This is a genomic window from Streptomyces sp. NPDC059564 (assembly GCF_042735575.1).
In the GTDB taxonomy this organism is placed as follows: domain Bacteria; phylum Actinomycetota; class Actinomycetes; order Streptomycetales; family Streptomycetaceae; genus Streptomyces.
Genome location: NZ_JBHWBP010000063.1, coordinates 15,789 through 32,180, shown reverse-complemented (window position 1 = coordinate 32,180; position 16,392 = coordinate 15,789). Strand labels below are relative to the sequence as shown.

Sequence of the window (16,392 nt, the reverse complement as noted above, 5' to 3'; positions counted from 1 at the left end):
AACCAAGTTAAAACATTTTTTTGGGCGGGGGGGCACAAATCCCCCCCCCCCCCCACCCACGAGTGACGGTTACGCGTCGCCGCCCGCCGCGCCCGGGTCGGCCGCGGTGACGTCCAGCAGCTGGTACCGGTCGACCGCCTGCTTCAGCACCGAGCGGTCGATCTTGCCCTCACGGGCCAGCTCGGTGAGCGTCGCCAGGACCACCGACTGGGCGTCGATGTGGAAGAAGCGCCGCGCGGCGCCGCGCGTGTCGGCGAAGCCGAAGCCGTCAGCGCCCAGCGAGGTGTACGTCCCCGGCACCCAGCGCGCGATCTGGTCCGGCACCGAGCGCATCCAGTCCGAGACCGCCACGAACGGCCCCTCCGCGCCCGACAGCTTCCGGGTCACGTACGGAACGCGCTGGTCCTCCTCCGGGTGGAGCAGGTTGTGCCGGTCCACCTCGACGGCCTCGCGGCGCAGCTCGTTCCAGGAGGTCGCCGACCAGACGTCCGCCCGTACGTTCCAGTCGGCCGCCAGGATCCGCTGCGCCTCCAGCGCCCACGGCACCGCCACGCCCGAGGCCAGGATCTGCGCCCCGATCGCACCGTCCGTGCCCTCGGAGACCCGGTGGATGCCCTTGAGGATGCCGTCCACGTCCACGCCGGCCGGCTCGGCCGGGTGCTGGATCGGCTCGTTGTAGACCGTCAGGTAGTAGAAGACGTCCTCGGCGTCCGGACCGTACATCCGCCGCAGACCGTCCTTGACGATGTGCGCGATCTCGTAGCCGTAGGCCGGGTCGTACGCCACGCAGCCCGGGTTGGTCGACGCCAGCAGCTGGGAGTGACCGTCGGCGTGCTGAAGGCCCTCACCCGTCAGGGTGGTCCGGCCGGCGGTCGCGCCGAGGACGAAACCGCGCGCCAGCTGGTCGGCCATCTGCCAGAACTGGTCACCGGTGCGCTGGAAACCGAACATCGAGTAGAAGACGTAGACCGGGATCAGCGGCTCGCCGTGCGTCGCGTACGCCGAACCCGCGGCGATCAGCGAGGCCGTGCAGCCCGCCTCCGAGATGCCGTCGTGCAGCATCTGGCCGGTCGGGGACTCCTTGTACGCGAGCAGCAGGTCGCGGTCGACCGCCTCGTACTGCTGGCCGAGCGGGTTGTAGATCTTGGCGCTCGGGAAGAACGCGTCCATGCCGAAGGTGCGGTACTCGTCGGGCGCGATCAGCACGAAGCGTCGGCCGATCTCCTTGTCCCGCATCAGGTCCTTCAGGATCCGGACGAAGGCCATGGTCGTGGCGATCGACTGGTGCCCCGAGCCCTTCTTGGCGGCCGCGTACGTCGCGTCGCCCGGCAGCTGCAGCGGCTTCGCGCGCACCACGCGGGTCGGCACGTAGCCGCCCAGCGCGCTGCGCCGGTCGTGCATGTACTGGATCTCGGGCGAGTTGCGGCCCGGGTGGTAGTACGGCGGCGCGCCGCCCTCCAGCTGCGCGTCCGTGACCGGGATGTGCAGGCGGTCGCGGAAGCGCTTGAGGTCGTCGACCGTCAGCTTCTTCATCTGGTGCGTGGCGTTGCGGCCCTCGAAGTTGGGGCCCAGCGTCCAGCCCTTGACCGTCTGCGCCAGGATCACCGTCGGCTGGCCCTTGTGGGCCTTGGCCGCCGCGTAGGCCGCGTAGACCTTCTTGTGGTCGTGACCGCCGCGGCCCAGGTGCTGGATCTGCTGGTCGCTCATGTTCTCGACCATCGTGCGCAGCCGCTGGTCACCGCCGAAGAAGTGCTCGCGGACGTACGCGCCGGACTCGGTGGCGTACGTCTGGAACTGCCCGTCCGGGGTGGAGTTCATCTTGTTGACCAGGATGCCGTCGCGGTCCTGGGCCAGCAGCGGGTCCCAGGAACGGTCCCAGATCAGCTTGATGACGTTCCAGCCGGCGCCGCGGAACTGCGACTCCAGCTCCTGGATGATCTTGCCGTTGCCGCGGACCGGGCCGTCGAGGCGCTGCAGGTTGCAGTTCACCACGAAGGTCAGGTTGTCCAGGCCCTCGCGGGCGGCGATGGACAGCTGGCCGAGCGACTCCGGCTCGTCCATCTCGCCGTCGCCGAGGTACGCCCACACGTGTGACTTCGAAGTGTCGGCGATCCCGCGCGCCTCCATGTAGCGGTTCATCCGCGCCTGGTAGATCGCACCGAGCGGGCCGAGGCCCATCGAGACGGTCGGGAACTCCCAGAAGTCCGGCATCAGCCGCGGGTGCGGGTAGCTGGACAGACCGTACGGGGCCTTCGACTTCTCCTGCCGGAACGCGTCGAGCTGCTGCTCGGAGAGCCGGTCCAGGAGGTAGGCGCGGGCGTAGATACCGGGCGAGGCGTGGCCCTGGAAGAAGATCTGGTCGCCGCCGTCGCCCTCGTCCTTGCCCCGGAAGAAGTGGTTGAAGCCCACGTCGTAGAGGGAGGCGGAGGAGGCGAAGGTCGCGATGTGGCCGCCGACGCCGATGCCGGGACGCTGGGCGCGCGAGACCATGACGGCCGCGTTCCACCGGGTGGCGTTCAGGACCTTGCGCTCGATCTCCTCGTTGCCGGGGAAGAACGGCTCGTCCTTGGTGGCGATCGTGTTGACGTAGTCCGTGGAGCGCATCTCGGGCACGGCCACGCGCTTCTCGCGGGCCCGCTCGATCAGGCGCAGCATCAGGTAGCGGGCCCGTTCACGGCCGCGCTCGTCGATGGCGGCGTCCAGGGAGTCGAGCCACTCCTGCGTCTCCTCCGGATCGAAGTCCGGGACCTGACTCGGCAGGCCACCAATGATGATCGGATTGCGATCGGATGCGGAAGCCACGCTGTTCCTTCGCTGTCGGGGGAGTCGTGCCTTGGGTCGCCGCCTCCCATGGTCTTACGCTCGGCCGAAATCTTCACCTCTACCACTGGGTAACACCTGGAGCGGGGAAGGAGCGGCCGCCCGGCCTTGCCGGGGGTCGGGCCAAATCGCAACCTTACGCCCAGGACGATCACGGGGTTCGTAAGGCCGTTCGTCCCTCAAACAGGTAGGAAAGTCCTCATGCGATGCTGAATGAGCTGGAATGGTGTGGGATGAATCACGGGTGGTGCGCCGGGGAAGCCTGAAAGTTGCGGCGAGACGGCCGCAATCGTCACCGTTTCGACGGTCTCGGCGGCCGGGTACTTGCGCGATCCGCCGCGCCCGTGTGGACTACGCCCAATGCTGCGCGTACGCGCGCCGCCGAAAGACATTCACCGAACATGAGCAGGAGGCACCCCGTGAGCGCGACCGCGGACCACGCGGAGACCAGTCTGGTTTCCAGGCTGGGTTTCGAGTCCGAACAGGTGGTCCAGGAGATCGGCTACGACGACGACGTCGATCAGGAATTCCGTGAGGCCATCGAGGATCACATCGGCAGCGACCTCGTCGACGAGGAGTACGACGACGTCGCCGATGCGGTGCTGCTCTGGTTCCGGGACGAAGACGGCGATCTGACGGACACGCTGGTCGACTCCATCAACTTGGTGGAGGACGGCGCACTGATCCTGCTGCTGACCCCCAAGACCGGTCGTCCCGGTTACGTCGAGGCCAGCGACATCAGCGAGGCCGCCCAGACGGCGGGCCTGGCGCAGACGAAGAGCGTCAGCGTCGGCAAGGAGTGGGCCGCCAGCAAGCTGGTGACCCCCAAGGCCGCCAAGTCCAAGCGCTAGCCACGCGCCCAGACAACCGGATGAACCCCGTCGGCCCCAGCCGGCGGGGTTTCTGCGGTTTCCGCACCCGCGCGCGTACGGTCCCGCCCGGGCCTCGCCTAGGCTGGGCCCCACCCGAACGGCCGAGGAAGGGATGCGAAAGATGGCGATCGAGGTCGGAAACAAGGCCCCGGACTTCGAGCTCAAGGACAACCACGGCGCCACCGTGCGGCTCTCCGACTTCCGGGGGGAGAAGGCCGTGGTGCTCCTCTTCTACCCGTTCGCCTTCACCGGCGTCTGCACCGGCGAGCTGTGCGAGCTGCGCGACCACCTGCCCCGGTTCCAGAACGACGACGTGCAGCTCCTGGCCGTCTCCAACGACTCCGTGCCGACCCTGCGGGTCTTCGCCGAGCAGGAGAACCTGGACTACCCGCTGCTGTCCGACTTCTGGCCGCACGGCGAGACCTCCCGCGCCTACGGCGTCTTCGACGAGGACAAGGGCTGCGCGGTCCGCGGCACCTTCGTCATCGACAAGGACGGCATCGTGCGCTGGACCGTCGTCAACGGGCTGCCCGACGCACGTGACCTGAACGAGTACATCCAGGCCCTCGACAGCCTCTGAGGGCTCGCGCGGGTCCGTCGCCGGAAAACCGCCTGCGGGCGGGAACCCGTCACTAGGATCGAAGCGTTGATCCAGGTAGCAACCGCACGACGGGGCTCCGCCCCACACACATACCAATGGAGGACCTGTGGGAGTCAGCCTCAGCAAGGGCGGCAACGTCTCGCTGACCAAGGCCGCGCCTAACCTGACGGCGGTCATCGTCGGTCTGGGCTGGGACGCTCGCACCACCACCGGCGTCGACTTCGACCTCGACGCCAGCGCGATCCTGACCAACGACCAGGGCAAGGTCGCCAACGACTCGAACTTCGTGTTCTTCAACAACCTGAAGAGCCCGGACGGTTCGGTCGAGCACACCGGTGACAACACCACCGGTGAGGGCGAGGGCGACGACGAGGCCATCAAGGTCAACCTCGTCGGTGTTCCTTCCGATGTCGCCAAGATCGTCTTCCCCGTCTCGATCTACGAGGCCGAGAGCCGCCAGCAGAGCTTCGGCCAGGTCCGCAACGCGTACATCCGCGTCGTGAACCAGGCCGACAACAGCGAGCTCGCCCGCTACGACCTCTCCGAGGACGCCTCGACCGAGACCGCCATGGTCTTCGGCGAGCTGTACCGCAACGGCGCGGAGTGGAAGTTCCGCGCCATCGGCCAGGGCTACGCCTCGGGCCTGCGCGGCATCGCGCAGGACTTCGGCGTCAACGTCTGAGTCCGAGAGCAGTCCGTCCGACCGGCGCCGTGCACCTGTGTGTACGGCGCCGGTCCGGCTTTGCCACCATTGCCGGTGGCCGTGTCACCATCACCACGTCGTCCGGGGAGGACCACATCATGGGCGTCACACTCGCCAAGGGGGGCAACGTCTCCCTGTCCAAGGCCGCACCTAACCTCACCCGGGTTCTGGTCGGTCTCGGATGGGACGCGCGCTCGACCACGGGGGCGGACTTCGACCTCGACGCCAGCGCGCTGCTGTGCAACAGCGGCCGCGTGCTCGGGGACGAGTACTTCGTGTTCTACAACAACCTCAAGAGCCCCGAGGGCTCCGTCGAACACACCGGGGACAACCTCACCGGCGAGGGTGAAGGCGACGACGAGTCGATCATCATCGACCTCACCAAGGTCCCGGCCCAGGTCGACAAGATCGTCTTCCCGGTCTCGATCCACGAGGCGGACAGCCGCCGGCAGAGCTTCGGCCAGGTGAGCAACGCCTTCATCCGTGTGGTGAACATGGCGGACGACCAGGAACTGGCCCGCTACGACCTGACCGAGGACGCCTCCAGCGAGACGGCGATGATCTTCGGCGAGGTCTACCGGTACGGCGGGGAATGGAAGTTCCGTGCGGTAGGGCAGGGGTACGCGTCGGGGCTCCGGGGCATCGCTCTAGACTTCGGGGTCAACGTTTCGTAAAGCCGTACAAGACGATGGGGTGCCAGTGGTTCTCAAAACCTTCGGCTGGTCGTTCGCAATCACTGCGCTCGGTCTGGTCGCAGCGGTGTTCTATGGGGGATGGCCCGCATTTGGGATCGTGGCCATCCTGTCGGTCCTCGAGATCTCGGTGTCCTTCGACAATGCGGTGGTCAACGCCGGAATCCTGAAGAAGATGAATGCCTTCTGGCAGAAGATCTTCCTCACCGTCGGTGTCCTCATCGCCGTGTTCGGGATGCGGCTGGTCTTCCCCGTGGTCATCGTGGCGATCAGCGCGAAGATCGGGCCCATCGAGGCCGTCGATCTCGCCATGAACGACAAGGACATGTACCAGCAGCTGGTCACGGACGCTCACCCGTCCATCGCGGCCTTCGGCGGCATGTTCCTGCTGATGATCTTCCTCGACTTCATCTTCGAGGACCGTGACATCAAGTGGCTCGCCTGGCTGGAGCGCCCGCTCGCCAAGCTCGGCAAGATCGACATGCTGTCCGCGTGCATCGCGCTGATCGTCCTGGTCATCACCTCGATGACCTTCGCCGCCAACGCCCACCAGCACGGCGGTGTCCACGTGGACAAGGCGCAGACCGTCCTGGTCTCCGGCGTCCTCGGCCTGATCACCTACATGATCGTCGGCGGCCTCTCGGGCTACTTCGAGAACAGGCTCGAGGAAGAGGAGGAGGCCGAGCACGAGGCGGAGGAAGAGGCCAAGCGGAGCGGCAAGGCCGTCCCGGCCGTCGTCATGGCCGGCAAGGCCGCGTTCTTCATGTTCCTCTACCTCGAAGTCCTCGACGCCTCCTTCTCCTTCGACGGGGTCATCGGCGCCTTCGCCATCACCAACGACATCGTGCTCATGGCCCTCGGCCTCGGCATCGGTGCCATGTACGTCCGTTCGCTGACGGTCTACCTGGTCCGCCAGGGCACCCTCGACGACTACGTCTACCTGGAGCACGGCGCGCACTACGCCATCGGCGCGCTCGCCGTGATCCTGCTGGTCACCATCCAGTACGAGATCAGTGAGTTCATCACCGGTCTCGTCGGCGTCGTGCTCATCGCCTGGTCCTTCTGGTCCTCGGTGCGCCGCAACAACCGCCTGGCCGCCGAGGGCGGCGGCGGGGACGGCGAGCAGGCGGAGGTCGGGGCGGGGGTGTGACCCGGCCCTGATTGCGGAACGCTTTCCACAGAACCGTTTCGGTTTTGACGGGGCGGTCGCGCGGATCCATCGGACCGCGCGGCCGCCCCGCCGCACATCCGGTGCACGCACGGACCGACCTGGGGGGTTGGAACATGGGGTTCTTCGACGGGATCAGGGGCGCGCGCGCCATGGGGTTCGACTCGGGCCAGGCCTCGTCGAACGCGATCGAGCTGACCAGGCGGCAGTCGACGGTGTCGCTCACCCGTCAGCAGGCGGTACACGGCAATCTGCGCGTGAACCTCTCCTGGCGGATGCGCACCTCCGACATCGGCGGCCGCTCGGCGGGCCAGAGCGGGCAGCTGTTCCGGCATCCGTTCAAGCTGTTCAAGCCCGACATGGTGCAGGCCCACACCCAGGGCATGGTCAACGTCGACCTGGACATGGGCTGCCTCTACGAGCTGACCGACGGCACCCGGGGCGCCGTACAGCCGCTGGGCAACCTGCTGGGCGACCTCAACGACCCGCCGTACGTCAAGCTCAGCGGCGACGACCGCTTCGGCTCGGGCTCCGGGGAGACGCTCTACATCAACCTCGACCACGCCGACGAGATCAAGCGGCTGCTCGTCTTCGTCTACATCTACGACCAGACCCCGGCCTTCGACCGGACGCACGCCATGGTCACCCTCTACCCGACCGCCGGGCCGAGGATCGAGATCCCGCTGGACGAACGGCAGCCGCAGGCCCGCTCCTGCGCCGTCGTCTCGCTGGCGAACGTCAAGGGCGAGCTGATCGTCCGCCGCGAGGTGAAGTTCGTCTACGGGTTCCAGGCCGAGCTCGACCGGCTGTACGGCTGGGGGCTCCAGTGGGGGCGGGGCTACAAGAGCACCAAGGCCTGACCGGGGCCCCCGGCGGGGCGGCGCGACTCAGCGGCGGATGAACTGGGGACCCTGCACCGGCAGCCGGAAGGACGGGTCCCCGCCCGGGGCCGGCGCCGGAGCGGGCACCGGGGCCGGGGAGACCGGCTGCGGGTACCCGTAGGCGGGCTGGACGGCCGGCGGGGCCTGGGTGGGCGGCGCGGGCGGTACGGGGACGGGCGGGCTCATGGCCGCGGTCCGGTCGTCGGCGGGCCCGCCCGCCGCGGGCTCCGGCCGGCCGGCGTCGGGGCCGGGTTCGGCGGCGTTCTCGTCGACGGAGATCCCGTGGTCGGTCGCCAGCCCCACGAGCCCGTCGGAGTAGCCCTCGCCCAGCGCGCGGAACTTCCACCCCTCGCCCCTGCGGTACAGCTCCCCGCAGATCAGGGCCGTCTCGGCGCCGGTCTCGGGGCGGACGTCGAAGTAGGCCAGCGGCTCGGGGCCGCCGCCCGGGGTGGCGTCGTAGAGCAGGATCCGCAGGTCCCGGACCCGCTGGAACGGGACGTCCTCGGCGGAGGCCACCACCAGGATCCGGTCCACCGCCGGGGTGACCGCGCGCAGGTCCGCCTGGACCGCGTCGGTGACCCCGTCGCCGAGCTGCTTCTTGCCCAGTCGCCAGACCGCGCCCGAGGGGTGCCGGGGCTGGTTGTAGAACACGAAGTCCTCGTCCGAGCGCACGCGCCCGTCCGCGCCCACGAGCAGTGCGGAGGCGTCCACGTCCGGCACCTCGGTGCCGGTGGTCCAGCGCAGCACCGCCCGGACCGCCACGGCGGCCACCGGGATGTTCGAGCCCTTCTGCATCGCGTGCGTCATGCCCGTCATCCTGCCCTCCCGGACGGGACCGGGACAATGCGGCCCCCCGTAGGGCCTTGTCCCGAACGCGAGAGCTGGGCATGGTGCAAGAGGGTTACCGGAACTTCATGTGCTTGAGGAACTCTTGACTCCTGTTCGTACGTACTATTACCGGCCACGCCAGTTGGGCCGCCGAGGCAGTACGGGGGAAGCACATGCGTCACTTCGGGCACATATCGCCCACCGTCCGCAAGGACCTCTTCCACCAGGAACCGGCGGAGTTCTCCCTCTCCTCGCCTACCCGGACGCTGGCCGCCGCGCTCGGGGCGACCCTCTACAGCCCCGCCACCCGGCCGCAGCTGGCCGCCGACATCCGCAAGCAGGCGGCCCGCGGAGTCGTCTCGATGGTCCTCTGCCTGGAGGATTCCATCAGCGACTCCGACGTCCTGGGCGGCGAGGAGAACCTCGTCCGGCAGTTCGCGGCCCTCGACGCCGACCCCGCGGGCACCGCCGGGCTCCCCCTCCTCTTCATCCGCGTCCGCACCCCCGAGCAGATACCCGACCTCGTGCGCCGACTCGGCGGACCCGTCCGGCACCTGGCCGGATTCGTACTCCCCAAATTCACCGAAAGCCGCGGAACGGCCTTCCTCGACGCCGTCGCCGACGCGGAAGCCGCCTCCGGCCTGCCCCGGCTGTACGCGATGCCCGTCCTGGAAACCCCCGACCTCCTCCACCTGGAGACCCGCGTCGAGACCCTCGCCGGGATCTCGCGCACCGTGAACCGCTACCGCGAGCGGGTCCTGGCCCTGCGGCTCGGCGTCACCGACTTCTGCTCCGTATACGGACTGCGCCGCACCCCCGACATGACCGCCTACGACGTCCAGATCGTGGCCGGCGTCATCGCCGACGTCGTCAACGTCCTCAGCCGCGCCGACGGCACCGGCTTCACCGTCACCGGCCCGGTGTGGGAGTACTTCCGCAGCCAGCAGCGCCTCTTCAAGCCCCAGCTGCGCCGCAGCCCCTTCCTCGCGGAGGGCGTGGAGGAGCTGCGCACCGCCCTGATCGAGCACGACCTGGACGGGCTGCTCCGCGAGATCGAACTCGACCGGGCCAACGGCCTGCTCGGCAAGACCTGCATCCACCCGGCGCACGTCACGCCCGTCCACGCCCTGTCGGTGGTCTCGCACGAGGAGTTCAGCGACGCCCAGGACATCCTGCGGCCCGAGCGGGGCGGCGGCGGAGTCATGCGTTCGGCCTACACGAACAAGATGAACGAGGTGAAGCCCCACCGGGCCTGGGCCGAGCGCACCATGCTGCGCGCCGAGGTCTTCGGTGTGGCGAAGGAAGAGGTCGGCTTCGTCGACCTGCTCACGGCCGGGCTCCAGGTGTGAGCCGCCCGATGGACAAGGACCCGATGGACCGCAGGGACCCGATGGGCCCGACGGGCTCGACGCTGAAGGGGAAGACGATCGACGAGGTGTGGTCGGGAGAGTGGGTCGCGGACCGGCTGGGCGTCAGCCTGGATGAGGGCGGCGACCCGGCGGCGCCACGCCTCGACTCCCTGCTCGGACTCGCCCTGCGGCGCAACCCCAAGCGGGCCCACCTGCTGGTCTCCCGGGTGCTGGGCAAGCACGTCCCGCAGTCCCCGGCGGTGGTCCACGCCGCCGGACACGGCCTCGGCCTGCGGGTACGGGCCCTGCTCGGCGAGGAGGCGGCCGCCTCGGCGGTGGTCCTCGGGTACGCCGAGACCGCGACCGGCCTCGGCCACTGCGTCGCCGACGGCCTCGGCACCGCGCCCTACCTGCACTCCACGCGCCGGCCCGTGCCGGGACTGGAGCCCGCGGGCGGCTTCGAGGAGGCCCACTCGCACGCCACCTCGCACCTGCTGCTGCCCGAGGACCCGGAGCTGCTGGCGGGCAGCGGGCCCCTGGTCCTGGTGGACGACGAGTTCTCCACCGGCAACACGGTCCTGAACACCATCCGCGACCTGCACGCCCGCCACCCGCGCGGCCACTACGTGGTCGTCGCCCTCGTCGACATGCGCTCGGCCGCCGACCGCGACCGGCTGACCGCCTTCGCCGACGGGCTCGGCGCCCGCGTCGACCTGATCGCCCTCGCCTCCGGGACGGTCTCCCTCCCGGAGGGCGTCCTGGCCAGGGGGCAGGCGCTGGTCGAGGAGTACGAGGCGGCGGCGCCCCCGGCCGGGGGCGTGGCCTTCAACCTCTGCGGGGGAGTCCGGCACGGCGACGGCGGGGGTCCGGGGCGCGGTCGCCGAGCGGCGAAGGCCAGACCCGCCCTTCCCCCGGCGGACGGCCCGCAGCCGGTCACCCGCGTCCCGCTCGACTGGCCGGCCGGCGTCCCCGACGGGGGCCGGCACGGATTCACCGCCGCGCACCGCGCAGCTCTGGAGGCGGCGGTTCCGCACCTCGCCGGGCAGCTCGCGGCCGCGCTGGGCGAGGCGCCCGGACGTGTCCTCGTACTCGGCAACGAAGAGCTGATGTACGCGCCGCTGCGGCTCGCGCTGGCCCTGGAGGAGTCCGGGGCCGCCGCCGAGGTGCGCTTCTCCACCACGACCCGCTCACCCGTGCTGGCCGTCGACGACCCCGGCTACGCCATCCGCACCCGGCTGGTCTTCCCCGCCCACGACGCCCCGGCCGACGGCCCCGGCGACCGGTACGCCTACAACGTCGAGGGCGCGGGCTTCGACACCGTCGTCGCCGTCGTGGACTCCGTCGGGGACACCCCCGAGCTGCGTACGGGTCTGCTCGCGGCCCTCGTCCCGCACGCCGGCCGGGTCCTGCTGGCCGTCGTCCCCTCGTACGCCCCGGCCCGTGAGACCTCCCCGCACGCCCCCGACCGGCAGGAGCCGATCATGTCCGAGCCCGCCCTGGCCGAGCCGCTGCGCGGGCCGGCCTTCTCCTCGTACGCCCCCGAGGACGTCGGCTGGCTGCTCCAGGACCTCTCCGGCGTCGAACTGGAGGCCCCGACCGAGGAACGCGAGGAGGCCATCCAGGCGGGCGGCGCCCACTACGCCGAGTCCCTGCCGGTGGAGTACCAGCCCTCCGAGGCCTACCAGGAGCTCTACCGCAGCGCCCTGAACGCCTCCGCCGCCCGGATGGCCCGGGCGGTCGGAACCGTCACCGAGACCGTGCTCGCCGAGCGCTCCCCGGCCCCCGTACTGGTCTCCCTGGCCCGCGCCGGAACGCCCGTCGGCGTGCTGATGCGCCGCTGGGCCGCCGCCCGGCACGGCCTGGACCTGCCGCACTACGCCGTCTCCATCGTGCGCGGCCGCGGCATCGACACCAACGCGCTGCGCTGGCTGGCCGCCCACCACGACCCGGCCGACGTCGTCTTCGTCGACGGCTGGACCGGCAAGGGCGCCATCACGCGCGAGCTGCGCGAAGCCCTGTCCGCCTTCGAGGGCTTCAACCCGGAGATCGTCGTCCTCGCCGACCCGGGCTCCTGCGTGCGGACGTACGGCACCCGCGAGGACTTCCTGATCCCCTCCGCCTGCCTGAACTCCACGGTCTCCGGCCTGGTCTCGCGTACGGTGCTCAGGTCGGACCTGGTCGGTCCCGCCGACTTCCACGGTGCGAAGTTCTACCGGGAGCTCGCCGGAGCCGACGTCTCCACCGGCTTCGTCGACGCCGTCGCCGCGCACTTCGACGCCGTCGCCGACGCCGTGGACGACGAGGTCAAGGAACTGCTCGCGGCCGACCGGACCCCCACCTGGGTGGGCTGGGCGGCGGTGGAGCGGATCAGCGAGGAGTACGGCATCCACGACGTGAACCTGGTCAAGCCCGGCGTCGGCGAGACCACCCGGGTGCTGCTGCGCCGCGTCCCGTGGAAGATCCTGGCCCAGCGCGGAGCCGGCTCCGACCTGGACCACGTACGCCTGCTCGCGGAGCAGCGGGGGGTGCCGGTCGAGGAGGTCGACGGGCTGCCCTACACGTGCGTGGGACTCATCCACCCCCGATACACGCGCGGCGCCACGGGCGCCGACGGAAAGGCCGTGGCCGCCAAGTGACCGTCCTCGTAGCCAGTGACCTCGACCGCACCCTCATCTACTCGGCGGCCGCCCTCGGCCTGACCATGCCCGACGCCCAGGCCCCGCGGCTGCTGTGCGTCGAGGTGCACGAGAGCAGGCCGCTGTCGTACATGACGGAGACGGCCGCCGGCCTGCTGGCGGCGCTCGCCGCCGACCCCTCCGCCGTCTTCGTCCCGACCACCACCCGCACGCGCAAGCAGTACCAGCGCATCCGCTTCCCCGGCCCGCCGGCCCGGTACGCGATCTGCGCCAACGGCGGACAGCTGCTGGTCGACGGGGTGCCGGACCGGGACTGGCGGCGCGCGGTCGCGACCCGGCTCGCGCGGGAGTGCGCCCCCCTGGAGGAGGTGCACGCCCACCTGCTGTCCGTGTCCGACCCGGCGTGGCTGCGCAAGACGCGGGTGGCGGAGGACCTCTTCGTCTACCTGGTCGTCGAGCGGGCGCTGGTCCCCGACGAGTGGCTCAAGGCCCTCACCGAGTGGGCGGACGCGCGCGGCTGGACCGTCTCGCTCCAGGGCCGCAAGATCTACGCCGTCCCGCGTCCGCTGACCAAGAGCGCGGCGATGCGCGAGGTGGCCCGGCGCACCGGCGCCACCAGCACCCTGGCCGCGGGCGACTCCCTGCTCGACGCCGACCTGCTGCTCGCGGCGGACCGGGCCTGGCGGCCGGGCCACGGGGAACTCGCCGACGCGGCGTGGACGGCGCCCTCGGTGACGGCCCTGACCACCGTCGGGGTACTCGCCGGTGAGGAGATCGTCCGCGAACTGGGCAGGGCGGTTGCGACACTGAGCGCATGACCAAGGGCAACAGCACCAAGATCACCGACGAGCTCTACGCCTACGTCCTCGCGCACAACCCCCCGCTGGACGAGGTCCAGCGGGGGCTGATCGCGACCACCTGGGAGAAGTTCCCGGACTCGGCCGGGATGCAGTCCGCCGAGGAGCAGGGGCCGCTGCTGGCCTTCCTCGTCCGGCTGACCGGCGCCCGCCACGTCGTGGAGGTCGGCACCTTCACCGGCTTCTCCGCCCTGTCGATGGCCCAGGCCCTGCCGGCCGACGGCCGCCTGATCGCCTGCGACGTGTCGGAGGAGTGGACGCGCTACGGCCGCGAGGCGTGGGAGGCGGCGGGCGTCGCCGACCGCATCGACCTGCGCATCGCCCCGGCCCTGGACACGCTCCGCGCGATGCCGGCCGAACCGCACATCGACCTGGCGTACGTGGACGCGGACAAGCAGAGCCAGATCCTCTACTGGGAGGAGCTCGTGCCGAGGCTGCGCCCGGGCGGGCTGATCGTCACGGACAACACGCTCTTCCACGGGACGGTCCTCGACGAGTCGCCGGCGAGCCGGGGGGCGAGCGTCCGCGCGTTCAACGACCACGTCGGGGCGGACACCCGCATGGAGTCCGTCCTGCTGGCCATCTCGGACGGCATCACGCTCTCGCGCAAGCGCTAGCCGTTACAGGGTCAGCCGCAGGCCCCGCCGCCGCAGCAGCCGCCTCCACCCATCGCCGCGGCGGGCGCGGGGGCGCTGCTGGTCCCGCCGACGGCGACGGCGGAGAGCAGCTTGACGGTGTCGGCGTGCCCGGCCGGGCAGTCGGCGGGCGCACCCGACTCGGCCATCGGCCGGCTGAGCTCGAAGGTGTCGTCGCAGGTCCGGCAGCGGTATTCGTAACGAGGCATGCGCACAGGCTACGCAGCCCGCCGCCGCGCGGGAAGCGCCACGACGGGGGACCGGGCCGGCTCCTAGCCGCCGCCCTGGTGCGCCAGGGGCTCCCGGTCCGCCTGCTCGGGGTGGCGGGCGCGCCAGTACGGGTTGTCGTGCGGCAGGGCGCTGCCGATCCGCCCGTACATCCCGAACCACATCAGCATCACGCCGACGACGAAGCTGAACAGCACGTTCGGCATGCGGAAGGCGAGGAAGTTCAGCTGGGTGTCGAGCAGGGCGAGGTTCACGAACCCGCTCGCGATGAACAGCAGCCCGAGCACGATGTTCAGGGTGGAGGCAAAGGTTCCGCCGATCACCATTCCCGCGAAGAGCAACCCCCCGATGCAGATCGACAGGATGCTCAGCGAGCCGTTGGTGTTCAGGGCGAGCACCGTGTCACCGCCGGTGTCGAAGAACCCGATGCGGTGCACGAGGCCCAGGATCCCGAAGACGACCAGCAGCAGGCCCGTCAGGCCGGCGCCGACCCGGTAGACCTTGCTGAGCTTGTGATCGCTGGGCAGGTGCTCGTCGAGCTTGGCGTTGACGGGATGCAGGAGGCGCCGCATGAGGTCGGAGTGCTGGGGCGCGGTGGTCGGATACGGCTCATGGGGCGTGTAGGGCGCGTAGTTGTCATGGGCTTCGTGGCACCCGTAGGCCGCATGCGGAGCGTAGGACCCATGAGGTACCGGGGATTCCGGGGATTCCAGCGGTTCATGGGGCGCACGAGGCGGCCTGTGGGAAGTGTGGGCAGCCATTGCGCCCTCCTCTGCTCCGTCCCCCGCCCCTCCCAGCATCCGCCGCCACGTCCCCCGCGACAACCCGGGCGGGGGCGCCTCAGCCCTGGCCGCGCTCCGACCGGATTCCGTTCACCACCCGGGTCACCGCGCCCCGTACGTCCTCCATCTCCAGCAGGAACGCCCAGTAGTCCGGATGCCGCCCCTCCAGCCCCGCCAGGGCCCGCTCCACCCGCGCCACCGATTCGTCCAGCGGACGCGCGTGCCGCGGATCGGGCACGCTGCGGCCAGCCATCGCCAGCCGCTGCGCGTCCCGGATCGCGAACCGGGTCCGCTCCACCTCCGCCTTCGGATCCCGCGCCACGGCCTCCAGCCGCGTGAGCCGGTCCTGCGCGGCCGACACCGCCTCATCGGTCGCGTCCAGCGAGGTCCGCACCGCTTCCAGGAGCGTTCCTACGTCGGCCCAGCGCTGTTCCTCCCGCGCCCGGCCGGCCTCCCCGAGCCGGTCCTCCGCCCGCGCGACGTCCCGTATCGCCTGGTCGGGGACGTGCTGAAGGTCCTGCCAGCACGCCGCACTGAACCGGCGCCTCAGCTCGCTGAGCACCGGGTCCACCCGGTCCGCCCGGTTGCGCAGCGCCTGGGCCCGGGTCCGCAGGCTCACCAGCCGCCGGTCGATCTCCGCGGCCCGCTCCGGCAGCCGCGCCGCCTCGGCCCGTACCGCCTCCGCGTCCCGCAGGATCCGGTCGGCGCGCTGCACGGTCGCCTGGACCCCGTGCTGGGCGGCCCCCTGGTTCAGCTTGGTCAGCTCCGGACCCAGCGCGGCCAGCCGCGCGGCCAGATCGTCGGCCCGCATCCCCTGGGCCCGCGCGGCGTCCAGCGCGCCACTCGCCGCCAGCAGCGCCGCCTTCGCCCGCTCCCGGGCCGGCGCGACCCGCGCCAGCTGCGTCTCCGCCTTGTCCAGCAGCGGCTGCAGCCCCTGCGCGAACCGCTCCAGCTCGCCCTTGACCCGTACCAGCTCGTCCCGCGCCCGGGTCAGCTGCTCCCGGGCCTGCGCGGCGGCGGAACCCTCCAGGTCGACCCGGTCCAGGTCGTGCGCGTCGACCGCCTCGATGTACACGCTGCTGACCTGGTCGATGCGCTGCCCGAGCGCGGCGAACCCCTCGGTGGCGTGCCGGGCGGCGGGCGACCCGTCCGCGGCGGCGATGGTCTCGATCGAGATCCGCAGATCCCGCTGCGCGGTGTCCAGCTCGTAGAACGCGGCCGCGGCGGCATCCTTCGCCGCCTGCGCATCCGCCCGCCGACTCTCGTCCCGCCCGCCGAACCACCGCCGGGATGCCGTCGTCACAATCCTTCTCCCGTGCCGCGTCCGCCATGCCCCGGTC

The 16,392-nt window shown here is 70.8% G+C and carries 15 protein-coding genes; 10 read left to right on the top strand and 5 right to left on the bottom strand.

The genetic code is table 11. The features are described 5' to 3' along the window. Positions 1-69: 69 nt before the first annotated feature. Positions 70-2,802 (bottom strand): pyruvate dehydrogenase (acetyl-transferring), homodimeric type, encoded by a 2,733-nt coding sequence (aceE, locus tag ACFV0Q_RS14345; protein ID WP_385004979.1) that lies wholly within the window; start codon positions 2,800-2,802, stop codon positions 70-72. Positions 2,803-3,239: 437 nt separating this feature from the next. On the opposite strand from aceE, the gene ACFV0Q_RS14340 reads away from it, so the two are divergent. The 6 genes from ACFV0Q_RS14340 to ACFV0Q_RS14315 all read left to right on the top strand — a co-directional run bounded on the left by ACFV0Q_RS14340 (position 3,240) and on the right by ACFV0Q_RS14315 (position 7,716). Further along, a complete protein-coding gene (locus ACFV0Q_RS14340) occupies positions 3,240-3,671 on the top strand; it encodes a DUF3052 domain-containing protein (RefSeq protein ID WP_283456717.1) in 432 nt (143 codons plus the stop codon). Positions 3,672-3,813: 142 nt separating this feature from the next. Continuing rightward, the gene (locus ACFV0Q_RS14335; RefSeq protein WP_385004976.1) at positions 3,814-4,272 is read left to right on the top strand and encodes a peroxiredoxin; all 459 of its coding nucleotides are present in this window, start codon (positions 3,814-3,816) and stop codon (positions 4,270-4,272) included. A 127-nt stretch (positions 4,273-4,399) separates the two neighbouring features. Then, entirely contained in the window at positions 4,400-4,975 is a 576-nt protein-coding gene (locus ACFV0Q_RS14330) for a TerD family protein (protein ID WP_385004974.1), read from the top strand. 119 nt (positions 4,976-5,094) lie between these two features. Next, positions 5,095-5,670: a TerD family protein gene (locus ACFV0Q_RS14325; RefSeq protein ID WP_007263892.1), complete on the top strand. Its 576-nt coding sequence runs from the start codon at positions 5,095-5,097 to the stop codon at positions 5,668-5,670. Between the two features lie 25 nt (positions 5,671-5,695). After that, the gene (locus ACFV0Q_RS14320) at positions 5,696-6,838 is read left to right on the top strand and encodes a DUF475 domain-containing protein (protein WP_385004972.1); all 1,143 of its coding nucleotides are present in this window, start codon (positions 5,696-5,698) and stop codon (positions 6,836-6,838) included. 134 nt (positions 6,839-6,972) lie between these two features. After that, a complete protein-coding gene (locus tag ACFV0Q_RS14315) occupies positions 6,973-7,716 on the top strand; it encodes a Tellurium resistance (protein WP_385004970.1) in 744 nt (247 codons plus the stop codon). Between the two features lie 27 nt (positions 7,717-7,743). On the opposite strand, the gene ACFV0Q_RS14310 is transcribed toward ACFV0Q_RS14315, so the two are convergent. Continuing rightward, positions 7,744-8,544 carry a TerD family protein gene (locus tag ACFV0Q_RS14310; protein WP_385004985.1) on the bottom strand — a complete coding sequence of 267 codons (801 nt, stop codon included), beginning with the start codon at positions 8,542-8,544 and terminating at the stop codon, positions 7,744-7,746. 194 nt (positions 8,545-8,738) lie between these two features. Here ACFV0Q_RS14310 and ACFV0Q_RS14305 point away from each other — a divergent pair, with 194 nt between their 5' ends. The 4 genes from ACFV0Q_RS14305 to ACFV0Q_RS14290 are packed head-to-tail and all read left to right on the top strand — an operon-like array spanning position 8,739 to position 14,024. Further along, the gene (locus ACFV0Q_RS14305) at positions 8,739-9,914 is read left to right on the top strand and encodes an HpcH/HpaI aldolase/citrate lyase family protein (RefSeq protein WP_385004968.1); all 1,176 of its coding nucleotides are present in this window, start codon (positions 8,739-8,741) and stop codon (positions 9,912-9,914) included. Positions 9,915-9,955: 41 nt separating this feature from the next. Further along, complete coding sequence (locus tag ACFV0Q_RS14300; RefSeq protein WP_385004983.1) at positions 9,956-12,550, top strand: phosphoribosyltransferase; 2,595 nt, start codon at positions 9,956-9,958, stop codon at positions 12,548-12,550. Beyond that, positions 12,547-13,368 (top strand): HAD family hydrolase, encoded by an 822-nt coding sequence (locus ACFV0Q_RS14295; protein ID WP_385004966.1) that lies wholly within the window; start codon positions 12,547-12,549, stop codon positions 13,366-13,368. Before ACFV0Q_RS14300 ends, ACFV0Q_RS14295 begins: the two co-directional genes overlap by 4 nt. Beyond that, positions 13,365-14,024, top strand: a complete 660-nt coding sequence (locus ACFV0Q_RS14290) for an O-methyltransferase (protein ID WP_385004964.1) — start codon at positions 13,365-13,367, stop codon at positions 14,022-14,024. The genes ACFV0Q_RS14295 and ACFV0Q_RS14290 overlap by 4 nt, the downstream gene beginning before the upstream one ends. Before the next feature lie 11 nt (positions 14,025-14,035). Here the strand turns inward: ACFV0Q_RS14290 and ACFV0Q_RS14285 are convergent, their stop codons facing one another. The 3 genes from ACFV0Q_RS14285 to ACFV0Q_RS14275 form a co-directional block, all read right to left on the bottom strand. Next, the gene (locus ACFV0Q_RS14285; protein ID WP_385004962.1) at positions 14,036-14,251 is read right to left on the bottom strand and encodes a zinc ribbon domain-containing protein; all 216 of its coding nucleotides are present in this window, start codon (positions 14,249-14,251) and stop codon (positions 14,036-14,038) included. 63 nt (positions 14,252-14,314) lie between these two features. Continuing rightward, entirely contained in the window at positions 14,315-14,842 is a 528-nt protein-coding gene (locus tag ACFV0Q_RS14280) for a DUF4383 domain-containing protein (RefSeq protein ID WP_385004960.1), read from the bottom strand. A gap of 268 nt (positions 14,843-15,110) precedes the next feature. Next, positions 15,111-16,355, bottom strand: coding sequence for a hypothetical protein (locus ACFV0Q_RS14275; RefSeq protein ID WP_385004958.1), 1,245 nt, complete (start codon positions 16,353-16,355; stop codon positions 15,111-15,113). Positions 16,356-16,392: the final 37 nt, after the last annotated feature.